The sequence below is a fragment of the Fulvivirga kasyanovii genome, assembly GCF_009711405.1.
GTDB lineage: Bacteria > Bacteroidota > Bacteroidia > Cytophagales > Cyclobacteriaceae > Fulvivirga > Fulvivirga kasyanovii.
Map to the genome: position 1 here is coordinate 1 of NZ_SMLW01000640.1, position 13,733 is coordinate 13,733.

Genomic DNA, 13,733 nt, shown 5'->3' on the forward strand with positions numbered 1-13,733 from the left:
GTCCTCTTCGAGAGACATCCGCTGGGAAGTGCAAAAAAGAAGAGGGCTGTCTGGGGACAGCCCTCTGGAGTTGGACTAGAAAATAATATTATTCATCAATGAAAAGTGTCCTTACAAGCCCCGCCATCCTGAAATTTTCTTTTTTGAGCTCTTGATCTTATCACTACACTTTAAAGAAAGTATTCAGGAACTCCCTGATCCGGGCAGTGCTTCTACAAGCCATTACGTTCACTGGTCACCCTGGCATCACCACGGTGGGTTATCTTGCTGGCAAAGGTCTCTTCTATTTCCAGTTCGTCCGTCACATAAACCTTGGCAGTGGAGGCTCCATGAGCTTCTACTGCTGCATTGTTAGCCTTGAAGTTATCAGCATCCAGATGAGAAGCTCCGGCAAGGTCAGCACGGAAATTTGAGGTTCCCCCACTTAAGATCATCTCTGACGCACCGGCAAGTTCTACCTCCATGTCATCCACATAAATGTCTGTAAGCTTGGCATGCGAGGCTCCGCTCATGGAAATATCAAGGTTACGCTGCCTGAAATTGTTCATATAGAACTTACAGGCTCCTGAAAGATTGACCTCAGTCACTTCTGGTGTATAAATCGTAATTTCAATATCATCCCTGGTCAGGTCATGTAATTTCAGCTTCCTGCGACTGTCATAGTCAATAAAGAGCCTGTTGCCCTCTACATATACCTCTACATTATCCAGGTATTTATCCTCACCATTCACACCTACCTTATAGGCTTCGGCATTTACCACATTGATCACAAAGGCACTTTCCGCTTCTATAGATTCAAAACCATCACGGAAAGTATATTCTTTATCAAACTCTCCGTTGCTATACCGGCTGGTTTCGGTAGAGTACCTCTCGTTGGTATCTTCCTCTGATCTGTCGTCCTCATAGCGTTCCTCTATTCTCTCAGGGCATGTGGTACACTTTAGGCCACCATCCTCTGTAAACATCCAGGTATTATTTTCCATATCAGACACCCGGTAGCCATTACGGTAGATGGTGTTTCTGATAATATGCTTCATGTCCTCATCCATCATGAATGATTTGTTGTAAGGGATGTACAATGTCATGTCAAGGTGCTGAGCTCTGAAAATGGCGTCATCCTTAAACCTGATGTTGGAGTCAAAAGTAAATACAGAATCTGCAAACGCTACATTATAAGAAATCATTTGTGCATTTTCCATGGCATCTCTCCTTGAACGTCCACGGGATTCGAATACCTGTACCAATTCATAATTTTCGCCACTATGTCCTCTGAGTTCAAGGGTGGTAACATCATAGTCCTCCATACCTACTTCTTTGAGAGTGAGAATAGCTGTTTTGCTACCCAGGTCGTAGGTTTCGGTAACTTTGTGTTCGCCTTCTTCACGGAAGTTGTAGACGATCCTTGGAACGTTGGCCGAAACCACTATACCACTGATAATGAATATGGCAAAAAGTGACCATCCTGCAGTGGCGTTGAAAATGATCCTTTTGGCAATGATAGAAGCTCCTAAAAGGATAAGAAAAATACTGGGTACAGCTACTATCAGAAAAGCAGCCACTGAAGTAAACACAGGGAAGCTTTCAGAAATAAGGTCCAGTGGAAGCCCCATGTTTTCATAATCCCCAAATGCAGGATCGTACAGGAAGCCGGTAGTAAAAATGCCCAGTACTGCTCCGAGAGCCACTACCATGGCAAGGACTATAGAGGCACCGGTAAGAATAAAAATCACACCGGCAATAACCCTGATAAATTCAACCAGAAAAAGCATGACAGGCCCAAGTACCTTGCCCAAACCATTGATAATGGCGGCAATTAACCTGAAAGGGAAAAGCAAGATCTTGATAAGCAGGTTTTCCTCACCTTCTTTTACATTTAATCCTTTTTTGATGTTCGATTCAATATTGCTAAGTGTAACTGGGTCTCCCTGCATCTGTACTTTGTCCGTAATGGATTTAGCCTCCGGAAGTATGATCCAGAGGATAATGTAAGCCAGTAATCCTGAGCCGCCAAGGAAGGTGAAGATCACGAACAGCACACGTATCACTACCACATCCACACCAAAGTAAGTGGCTACACCCGATGATACACCGGCGATGACTTTCCCGTCGGGGTTCCGGTACATCTTTTTAAGCTTTTTGTCTTCGGAGAGGTCGTAGCTGGGTGGCAGTACGATCCAAAGGATGATGTAAGCAAGCACCAGTCCGCCGTAGCTTCCAAGGAACAGGATAAGCGTGATTAAACGTATCCACAGCGGGTCGATATTGAAATAGTGCGCCATACCCGCACAAACACCTCCGAGCAACTTCCTCTTTTCATCGCGGTACATTTTTTTGGAACTCGTATCCGACCACGTCTGCTGAGATTCCGAGTAAGAGTCTCCTGTTTTTTGCTCTTCATCAGGTGCATCCTGCTCCTCCACGGCCTGAAAATCCTTGATGCTACCCATAGTTGCGATGAGCGAGTCTACATCTTCCGTATTGATGATCTGTTTGCCTTCGTTTAGTTTGGCAAGGAATATTTCAGCGATCCTGCTTTCAATGTCAGCAATGATTTCCTGGCTGCCTTCAAAACTCGAAAAGTACCGGTTGATGGAGTCCAGATAATCCCGAAGCTTTTCATATGCGTCTTCTTCGATGTGAAAGATGATGCCGCTGATATTTATACTGATATTCTTTTTCATTGTTTTGAGTTTTTAATCGATAGTGTTAAAGGTTTCTGGTGAGCTGTTGTCAGATTAGCTCTTGACCTTTTTTGAAGTTATTAACTTGGTTGACTTTACCAGATCTTTCCAGGTACTGTCAAGGCTACCGAGAAAACCGTTGCCTTTATCCGTAAGTGTATAATACTTGCGGGGTGGACCTGAATTTGACTCAACCCATTTGTACTCCACCAGGCCTGATTTCCTTAGCCGGGTAAGCAATGGGTACAAAGTACCTTCAACAACCATGATCTTTGCTGTTGTTAATTCCTCCAGCATGTCGGAGGCATACACCTCGCCGCGGGAGATAATATGCAGGATGCAGTACTCAAGAATCCCTTTCCGCATCTGCACTTGTGTGTTTTCTAAATTCATACATTCTTCCTGTTTGTAAGAAATGTTCGCAGAGTGGCAGCCCAATGCTATGAAGCCGGGACTTGTAAAACCCTAAACCTTATAGGATTGAGTGCAGCCACCCCGCCAAAACACCTCTGAGTTTTTGACCTTGTTCAAGTATACGGAAAAGGTACTATGTATGGCCAAGTACTAAGTAAAAAATATTAGCTTGTATTAAAAGTTCGTATTTATTTTATGTGGAATATTTGAATTGTTAAATAAACAACCCATTTCAGGTCAATATCTGTTACAATTTTCTTTAAGAAAGTATCTACCTGTTGAACTTTATGGGGTAAAAACTTCTTTTGTAGGGGATTCATTTTAGATATATTTACAGATATCACGCAGGTTCAAATCAAATGGCAAAAAACATACTATTCATTTTCGTATTATTCTTGTTTTCTTCTGACCTCGTTGCTCAGAGTACACCCAAATACAGCAATGAGTTTTTATCTATAGGCGTAGGGGCACGAGGCCTCGCCATGTCCAACAGTCAGGTGGCCCATGTTTCGGATGTTACCTCTGGCTATTGGAATCCGGCAGGGCTGCTGGAGGTGAAAGACCAGTATGAGTTTACCCTCATGCATGCTGAATATTTTGCAGGGATTGCCAAATATGATTACGCGGCATTTGCCACTCCTGTAGATTCCATGAGCCATTTGGGTATCTCCATTATCAGGTTTGCTATTGATGATATTCCCGATACACGTTTTTTATACGATGCCAACGGAGCGATCAACTACGACAAGATCCGTTTTTTTTCTGCTGCTGATTATGCATTTCTGCTCACTTATGCCCGTCGGGTAAGCCTGATCGAAGGCCTGAAATTGGGAGCTAACTTTAAAATCGTACATCGTAAGGCCGGAGATTTTGCCAATGCCTGGGGTTTTGGCCTTGACGCAGGTGCCCAACTGGAGCGAAAGAACTGGATGTTTGGCTTAATGTTGAGAGATGTAACAGGTACTTTTAATGCCTGGACACATAATACTGAGCTGGTGATAGACGTATACACACAGACCGGCAACGAAATACCTGAAAACTCTGTGGAGGTGACCCTGCCCAAAGCCATTTTGGGTGTAGGCAAGTATGTGCCCATTAAGACCAACTTCGGAATACTGGCCTCCCTAGACCTGATCACCACCTTTGATGGCAAGAGAAATACCGTGGTGAAGTCGGATTTTGCGTCTATAGAGCCTGCCCTGGGCCTGGAGTTTGATTACAAAAAGATGGTTTTCCTTAGAATGGGCGCCGGAAATGTTCAGGAAGTGAAGGATTTTGATGAATCTACATACAAAACTTTTCAGACGAATTTTGGGTTGGGAGTAAAGATCAAGAACATAACTATTGATTATGCGCTTACGGATATTGGTGACCAGTCTGAGTCACTTTACTCGCATGTTTTCTCACTAAAGGCCGGTTTGAATAAAAAATGATGAAGAAATTAGCATATCTGATATTGTTCGCTTTTGCAGCCGTTCCGGGTTATGCCCAGAACTATGGCAACGAGTGGATTGATTACAACAAGCAGTATTACAAAATTCCGGTGGCCCGGGAAGGCATCTACAGGATCTCCCATGCGGACCTGACCAATGCCGGCTTTCCGGTAAATTCCGTTGACCCACGCAGGTTGCAGCTTTTCCATCGCGGACAGGAACAGGCCATTCATGTGCAAGGGCAGGGAGATGCCATATTCAACACTTCTGATTATATCGAATTTTACGGCCAGAAAAATGATGGTAAATCCGATGCAGAATTGTATGAGCCGGTTTCAGCGCAGCCGCACCAGCTTTATAATATCTATACCGATACTACGGCTTATTTTCTTACCTACAATGTGCTGCCGGTCAATGGTAAAAGAATGGAAACATTCTCTGAAAACAACATTAACGGACTTCCTGCACAGGCTTCTCATGGAGAGGAGGTCACTATAATCAATACCAACCAATATTCCGGTGGCCGCAGCTTCAATGCCAGTGACGTTACCAAGTTCAGCTACTTCGATTATGGCGAAGGGTGGACGGGTCAAATGATCCAGGAAGGACAATTTGTCGATTATATAATCAACGGAGTGAACTTATCGGTGCAGTCTGCCGGTAATCCCAGGCTGAGAGTACTGCTTGTAGGGCGTGATGACGTAACCCACAGAGCAGAAATATTTGTTGGGCAAAATCCGGCAACATTAAGGTCGCTGGGGCCTGTGCAGTTCGACCAGTACAATACGTATTTATATGACGGGGCAATAAACTGGTCAGACATCAACTCCAGTGGAGAATTGTATGTCAGGATATCAGCTTTGGGAGTTAGCGGAAACAATGACCGGCTAAGTACCTCTTACCTGCAATTGGTTTACCCGCAATCCCTTAATATGGGTTCGGCCAACAGTAAAAAGTTTTACCTGAATACAAACGCCGGAAATAAATCCTATGTGGAGGTGCAAAATGCACCCGTCACCCCGCTGATCTTCGATATAACAGATCCTGATAATGTCAGAAAAATTGGATTTAATACATCAGGCTCGACCATTAATGCAATGGTTAATAATACCAGTACAGCGAGGAAACTATGGGTCAACGGTACCACATTCATTACCCCGGTACTGAAAAAGATCACCTTTCAAAACATTAATGCGGCTAATTATGATTACCTGATCATCAGCCATCCTATCCTGATGAAGCCGACCGGCAGTGTGAATGATCCTGTTCAGGCCTATGCTGACTACAGGGCCTCCTTTGGGTTCAATGTGCTTAAAGCAGACATTACCATGCTTTACGATCAGTTTAACTACGGCATTGTAAACCCTTTGGCTATTTACCGCTTTATGCGCTACATGGTAGACAACGGCGATCCTAAATACCTGTTCTTGATAGGTAAAGGCGTAGACCCATCCGGTAATTCTCATAGAAATGCGACCGGGTATGTATCTGTTACTAAATTTGGAGTTACTTACAGGGTGAGGGACCTTGTGCCTTCTGCAGGCTCACCTCCCTCGGATATAAGGTTCACTGCCGGATTAAATGGCACGGGATATGAACCCGCAGTGCCGGTAGGCAGACTTCCTGCCGTTAATCCGCAGCAGGTATTGGCTTATCTGGATAAGGTCAAAGAAATGGAGGCGCTCCCTTTTGACGAGTTGTGGAGAAAAAGGCTGCTACACCTGAGCGGAGGTATTTCAACCGCGGAGCTGGCTGTTTTCAGAAACTATATGGACGGGTTTTCAAATATCGCTGAGGGCAAGTATTTAGGTGGAAAATCTAAAACCATTTCCAAAGAATCTAATAGTACGGTAGAGCTGATCAATATCGATGAAGAGATCAACAACGGGCTCAATCTCGTTACTTTTTACGGACACTCAGCCCCTTCGGTAACAGATATTGACATCGGCTATGTTTCCGATCCTTTACTGGGCTACAATAACACCGGCAAATATCCCTTCTTCCTTGTGAATGGGTGTAATGCAGGTCAGTTTTTCAATAATAACGTGCTTTTTGGAGAGGACTGGATCCTTGCAGAAGATAAAGGAGCCATTGGCTTTATTGCTCACAGCTCATTTGGTTTTGCCAATAACCTCAAGAAATACACAGATACCTTTTATAGCACCGGTTATGCGGATTCTGTATACATCAGTAAAGGTGTAGGAGATATTATGAAGGAAACCGTGAAAAGGTATATGGCTACATCCGGCACCTCGCCCGCCAACATTACCCAGGTGCAGCAGATGGTTTTGCTGGGTGACCCGGCAGTAAAACTCTTTGGGCCGGAAAAAGCGGATTATGAAACCAACGATAACAATGTATATCTGGAGTCATTTGATGGTGGAGTGGTATCTGCCCAGTCAGATTCCTTCGCAGTAAAGGTGATCGTAAGGAATTTCGGAAGGGTATCTTCCCGTAACCTGACTATGCGGGTGACGCGGACGTTGAGCAACAACAATGTGATGGTGTACGATTCGATTTTTTCCCCTGTATATTTTCAGGACACCCTCACTATGACCATTAAAAACGAATCACTGGCAGGCTTTGGAAATAACCAGTTTATGGTAGAGCTGGATTATACCTCTGAGGTTGATGAACTTAATGAGGGTAACAATACAGCTATACTCAATGCTTTCATACCCTTATTTGGTACCAAAAACCTATATCCCGTCAATTATTCCATCGTATCCTCTCAGCCGGTAGAGTTGCTGGTGCAGGCCACGGATATTCTGACGGATAGCCGGGATTTTGTCATTGAAATAGACACGGTGAAGACCTTTAACAGTCCTTTTAAAAAGCAGAATACCATCAATAGCAAACTGTTGGCAAGCTGGCAGGTATCTTTATTGCCCGATGTTGCTGCCAACGATAGCGTGGTGTACTTCTGGAGATCAAAATTTGCCCAGGCAGGAGAAGATGAAAATGAAGAGTGGGCAGTAAGTTCATTTATTTACATTAAAGATGGGCCGGAGGGCTGGTCTCAGAGTAAATTTGCTCAATATGATGAGAACGAACTCAATGGATTGGACAGAGACGAGTTCAGTAAAGAATTGGTTTATAAAGAGTCCGACATCGATGTTTATGTAAAAACCTATGGATCGGCAAACCCGGCCGGTGTATACGATATCTCGGTAAAACTGAACGGAACAGAATACATCATTGCCAATGGCAGGCCATGCAGAGACAATACATTGAACATCCTGGCTTTTGATAAGTCTTCAACTATTCCGTATCCGGCAATACCTTTTATAATAACCGATAGCAGAACCTGTGGCAGGCTGCCTCAGGTTATCAATAGTTTTACCCGTTCTGAGTTTGAGATTGGTGATGAAAACCTCCTGACCTGTATCGATAACATTAATGAAGGAGACTCGGTCATTATTTTCACCATTGGTAACCCTCAGTTTAGTTTGTGGTCTGCCGCTGTAAAAACCAAGCTGGAAGAGATAGGAGCTTCCACTGCCAATATCAATGCCTTGGCGGATGGTGAGCCTTACATGCTTTTTGGCAAAAAAGGAGCCCCTGCAGGTAGTGCTGCCGAGATAAAGGCCACCATAGCTCCGGCTAACGAGCAGGAAATAGAGCTGGACGAAAACATAACCGGTATCTACTCCGACGGTATGATGTACTCCACCCTCATCGGCCCGGCCACACAATGGCAGTCTTTGTTGTCTAATGTGACCATTTCAGAGCTTCCGCAGACGGATGTTTATGGCATCGATGTTTATGGTGTGAACTCTGCCGGCGATGAGCTTCTGCTACGTGGCAATGAAACAGCAAAAGTTGTGGACATCAGCACGATAGACGCTGACCAATATCCATATCTGAGATTAAAATACAATATTGAGGATGATGTGAACCTCACGCCCGGACAGCTTCGCAAGTGGCAGGTGCTGTACTCAGGAGTGCCTGAGGGTATACTGCTCGTGGATGATGATACGGCACAGAAGAAAGAGCGCCCGGAAGGTGATGTCGTTGAGACTTCCTTTGGGTTTAAGAATATTTCCGATAAAAACTTCCCTGATTCAGTGACCGTGCAATACACCCTGTTCAATCAGGATAGCCGTACTTCAGAAGTTAAAAATGTTAAGATCAAATCCCCGACACCGGGAGATACGACGAATTTTAACCTTAATTTGAAAACCTTGGGTAAAGTAGGACTTAACGATTATAACGTCTTTGTAAACCCGAATGAGTACCCTGAGCAGTATCTCGAAAACAACGTTTTTGATTACAAAGGATATCTCAAAGTGATCAAAGACAATATTAATCCTTTGATTGATGTGGTTTTTGATGGCAGCTATATCATGGATGGTGACATTGTATCACCTACACCACTGATCTCGATCAGGATGAAAGATGAAAACCAGTTTATACTCAAGCAGGATACGACCGATGTGAATATCTTCCTCCGCAAATGTGAGAGCTGCGATTTTAAGCGGATACCTTTTTCATCTGAGAGGTTACAATGGTTTCCGGCAGATGATGAAAACGATTTTCGCGTAGAGTATAAGCCGGATTTTAATGAAGATTATGATCCTTCCAAAACTGATCCCTACCTGTATACTTTAAGGGTGGAGGCAGAGGATGCCAGTGGCAATACCTCAGGTAGTGAGCCTTATTCGATCAATTTTGAGGTTGTGTTTGAGTCTTCCATCACCAATTTTTATCCATACCCTAACCCTTTCTCATCCAGTACCAGGTTTATTTTTACCCTGACCGGAAGTGAGGTTCCTGATGAGATCAAGATCCAGATCATGACTGTATCCGGCAAAATAGTGAGGGAGATTACCCAAAACGAACTTGGCCCCATACGAATTGGCAATAACGTAACTGATTTTGCCTGGGACGGCAAAGATGAGTTTGGCGATCAGCTCGCCAATGGCGTATACCTCTACAGGGTCATTGTACGACAGAATGGAGAAACGCTCGACCATCGCGCAACTGCGGCTGATAAGGCCTTCAAAAACGGATTTGGAAAGATGTACCTTTTACGTTAATCACATAACTTCTTTGTTCAGACAATGCGAAAGAACTAAACAGCAGCTTTACTAAACTTCTAAAGTTTGGTAAAGCTCACTGTTCGTGAGTATTGGCAGAACGAAAGACATTGCCGATTGCCATTAGCCAATGTCTATCAAACAAAGAACCGAACCTTAGCCTCTTCCGGAAATTTCGCCTGATCCGGATTTAAAGTGAGGTAAAAACAAATCAAAAGCTTATATTAATAGTATATCCTCCCCCGGAATGGGTGATATATTTTTTCGTGCTATTTTGCATATTGATTTGAGATTTAAATAGCCTGTGGTTCGTCATATTCTGCGATATATACTTATGTTAAGCCTGTTCATTCAGGGATATTCAGGCTATGGGCAGTCCTATAATTTTATTAATTATGGGATATCTGACGGACTTGCCCATGAGAAAGTACTTGATTTCTGCGAAGATAAATTTGGCAACCTTTGGATAGCCACATTGGGTGGGGGCCTATCAAAATTTAATGGCCTTACCTTTCAAAATTTAACCATTCGCGACGGCCTGGCCAGCAACTATGTCAGGGACGTGATGGTGGATAGCAAGGGCAATATCTGGGCAGCCACTGCTGTGGGTATTTCACGGTATGATGGCAAACGAGTTCGTAATTTTGATATTATTGATAATAATGAAAGGGAAAATTCAGTCAATGTCATCTATGAAGACCAGGCAGGTGATATCTGGTTTTCTGCCCCAACAGGAGGTATTGGCAGGATTGACTCAAACACGGAGCAGATCGAAACTTTTAAGATTCCCAATAGTACTGCCAATGATAAAGTTATTGCTATTACGGAAGATAAGGATGGCATGCTTTGGTTTATTTCGGCGGTTAAAGGCCTCTTTGCCTATGACGGTAAGGGCTTTGTAAATTATGTTAATAACTCAGACTTCAAAGGCTACTTACTGTCGGTTTGTGCTGATGATAATGGTGTGCTTTGGCTGGGCTCCAATAAAGGCCTGCTGCGCTTCGATCCGGCTCACCCTGAAATTATCAATGATTTTTTTCCTCCGCTCAAAGGTGTTTTTATAAAATCTGCCATTGTAAAAGATACGTCTAACTTCTGGAGCGTGTCTGCCTATGGCATCATGCAGTATGATCATGGCAAAGTGCGGACCTTTGGTTCGCAACAGGGCTTTACTAACCTCGTAGTCAACAATATTTACAGCGACCGGGAAGGAATAATATGGGCAGGTACCGATGGGGATGGGATCTATAAGCTCTCCAACGAAATCTTTGTCCATTACGGGCGCGAACATGGTCTTCATAACTACTTCATCACCTCCATACTTCAGGGCTACGACGGTAAATACTGGATCAGTTCGTATGGAGGGGGAGTGGATGTTTTTGATGGCAGCGGCTTTCAGAACCTCAACACTACAGATGGCCTGAGTAATGCCTACATCTGGGCCAGCACGCTTGACAAGCAGGGCAATGTTTGGCTAGGTACCAAAGGCTCGGGCCTGATCAGATTTGACGGCGAGACCTATTCCTACCTGGATGTAGACGATGGGCTGGTATACAACTCCATCCGCTGCCTGTTCAGTGACAGCCAGAACAACCTATGGATAGGAACGGCCAATGGCCTGAGCCGCTATGATGGCAAATCCTTCCACAATTACAATGTCGATAATGGCTTGTACGACAATACCATTTGGAGCATTTCAGAGCCAATGGAGGGTAAAATAATGATTGTCACCCGTAAAGGGTTCAGCTATTTTATGGAAGGGAAAATGAGCAAAGACTTTAATGATGAAAACGTCTTTGACAAACGGGTGAATGTAGCCCTTGAAGATGCCTATGGCAACTACTGGATCGGCTACTCAGGACATGGGTTGCTCAGGATCAGTAAAGACAGAAAAGACTATAACCTGCTGACCACAGACAATGGGCTGACCTCCGACCTGATCTACAACCTGATCTTTGATGATGAGGGAAACCTGATCGTAGGCATGGAGCGTGGGGTGGATAAACTCTTTCTTACCGGCGAAAACCAGATCAGGAGAATAAAGAATTATGGTAAGACGGAAGGATTTAAAAATATTCAAACCACACATAATGCGGTATATAAAGATGAAGAAGGCAATATCTGGTTTGGCGCACCCGATGGTGTTTTTAAGTTTCAGCCACATAAGGAATTTCCCAACCAGGTAGAGCCCGTAACCTATATTTCCGGTGTCAAGCTTTTTTACCAGGAGGTAAACTGGGACAAATATGCAGACAGCACTTCCAACTGGCATAACCTGCCCATTGACCTGCAATTGCCATACAATGAAAATAATCTGGTGATTGAATATTTCGGAAGCAGTCTCAATAACCAGCCTGAGGTGACGTACAAATTCAGGCTGCTCGGTTTGGAGAAAGAGTGGAGTCCGCTGACAGCAAAATCTGAGGCCGTCTATACCAATTTGTCACCGGGAGAATATACCTTCGAAGTGTTGGCGGCAAACAGCGATGGTGTTTGGAATGAGCATCCGGCCACTTTTAAATTTGAAATTGTGCCTCCGTTCTGGCAGGAGCCCTGGTTCTTTATTTTACTTCTGGTATTGATCATAGCGGGCATTAAGCTCTTCAACGACTACAGGGTAAGGGCCAACCTCAATAAAATACTGACCGTAGAGCGCATACGTGCCGAAGAATTGGTAAAGGTGAGGAAGCGCATGGCCAGGGACTTTCATGACAATATGGGAAACCAACTGGCCAGTATCACAGTATTTGCCAACCTGATCAGCCTTAAGCTGAAAGACAAATCGGAAGAGATCGACGAACTGCTTAAAAACATCGAAAAGCACACCAAATCGCTATTTAATGGTACCAAAGATTTCATCTGGTCTATAGACCCGGAGAGTGACAACCTTAGTGAGGTGTTCACTTATATTAAAGATTTTGGCGAAGACCTTTTTAACAATACCACTATTTCCTTTTTCTCCAAAGCGGATGATCTGAGCGTGAGGAACCTGCCCCTGCCCTCGGGGTGGAGCAGGCAGATCGTTTTGATCTTTAAAGAGGCTATGACCAATGCCCTGAAACACTCGAATGGAGATGAAGTGCATCTGGATTTAAACCTTGTCAAAAATGAATTCGTTATAACCTTTAAAGATAATGGTATAGGCCTTGACCATGAAAGGCTGGGGAAAGGGCATGGCTTCAAAAACATGCGTTCCCGGGCCTCGCAGATCAATTGTACTGTAGAGGTGGAGAGCAAAATTCAAAATTACGGTACAATCATCCGCTTTAGAGGAAGTATTCAATCAGGACCCAAAGAACGAGAAATTAAGATTTACTAATTAAATGTATATGCGATGAATTACTTCAGGTCAAGAATTGTGATCGTTGAGGACAACGATGCGGTAAGGGAAGGCTTTACCTTGATTATCAACAGCGTGAGCAACTACTATGTGGTCAATGCTTATGATAATGCCGAGGACTGCATAAAGAATTTAAAAAAAGATAAACCGGAAATTATCCTGATGGACCTGGAACTGCCAGGCATCAACGGTATAGAGGCTATTGCGCTGATCAAGAAGCAAAACCCCGGTATTGAATTGATAGTGAATACCATTTACGAAAACAGTGACCTCGTCTTTCAGGCCCTGTGTGCCGGAGCGTCCGGTTACATCACCAAAAATACCAGCCATACGGAATTACTCGACGCCATTGATGAGGTAATTCAGGGTGGAGCCCCTATGAGCAGTAAAATTGCCAAACTGGTGGTCAATTCATTTCAGAAAAACCCGAACTCCCCGCTTTCCGGAAGGGAAACAGAGGTTCTTGAGCTGCTGTCCAAAGGCAAGAGCTACAGCATGATAGCCCAGGAACTGTTTATTACCAAAGAGACCGCCAAGTCGCATATTAAAAATATTTACTCTAAACTACAGGTCAATAGCAAGTCCGAAGCCATAGCCAAGGCTACCAAAGAGAAGCTGATTTAAGGTTTATTAATATATCTACTCTTACCTCAGACAGGGCTGAAAGCCCTGTCTGAGGTAAGTTCTATTACCCAATTTGGATGGCTTAAAAAGCCTCCGCCGTCCATCAATCATTGCCGCAATAGCCCCTTTCATACGGAAAAACTCCCCAATATAGATCGTCAAACCGAAGCCTGATTTTAGCCCGAAGGGGATGTAAATGCCG

Annotated in this window: 6 protein-coding genes; 4 read left to right on the forward strand and 2 right to left on the reverse strand. The window is 44.0% G+C overall.

Features of this window, described 5'->3' with window-relative positions:
• Positions 1-212: 212 nt before the first annotated feature.
• Positions 213-2,681: a PspC domain-containing protein gene (locus E1163_RS22400; RefSeq protein ID WP_155174706.1), complete on the reverse strand. Its 2,469-nt coding sequence runs from the start codon at positions 2,679-2,681 to the stop codon at positions 213-215.
• Between the two features lie 54 nt (positions 2,682-2,735).
• On the reverse strand, positions 2,736-3,074 hold the full coding sequence (locus E1163_RS22405; RefSeq protein ID WP_155174707.1) for a PadR family transcriptional regulator: 339 nt from the start codon (positions 3,072-3,074) through the stop codon (positions 2,736-2,738).
• A gap of 380 nt (positions 3,075-3,454) precedes the next feature.
• Here E1163_RS22405 and E1163_RS22410 point away from each other — a divergent pair, with 380 nt between their 5' ends.
• The 4 genes from E1163_RS22410 to E1163_RS22425 all read left to right on the forward strand — a co-directional run bounded on the left by E1163_RS22410 (position 3,455) and on the right by E1163_RS22425 (position 13,531).
• Positions 3,455-4,528, forward strand: a complete 1,074-nt coding sequence (locus E1163_RS22410) for a putative type IX sorting system protein PorV2 (RefSeq protein ID WP_155174708.1) — start codon at positions 3,455-3,457, stop codon at positions 4,526-4,528.
• Positions 4,525-9,567 carry a putative type IX secretion system sortase PorU2 gene (porU2, locus tag E1163_RS22415; RefSeq protein WP_155174709.1) on the forward strand — a complete coding sequence of 1,681 codons (5,043 nt, stop codon included), beginning with the start codon at positions 4,525-4,527 and terminating at the stop codon, positions 9,565-9,567. The genes E1163_RS22410 and porU2 overlap by 4 nt, the downstream gene beginning before the upstream one ends.
• Before the next feature lie 334 nt (positions 9,568-9,901).
• A complete protein-coding gene (locus E1163_RS22420; RefSeq protein ID WP_155174710.1) occupies positions 9,902-12,886 on the forward strand; it encodes a ligand-binding sensor domain-containing protein in 2,985 nt (994 codons plus the stop codon).
• Between the two features lie 15 nt (positions 12,887-12,901).
• Positions 12,902-13,531, forward strand: coding sequence for a response regulator transcription factor (locus tag E1163_RS22425; RefSeq protein ID WP_155174711.1), 630 nt, complete (start codon positions 12,902-12,904; stop codon positions 13,529-13,531).
• Positions 13,532-13,733: the final 202 nt, after the last annotated feature.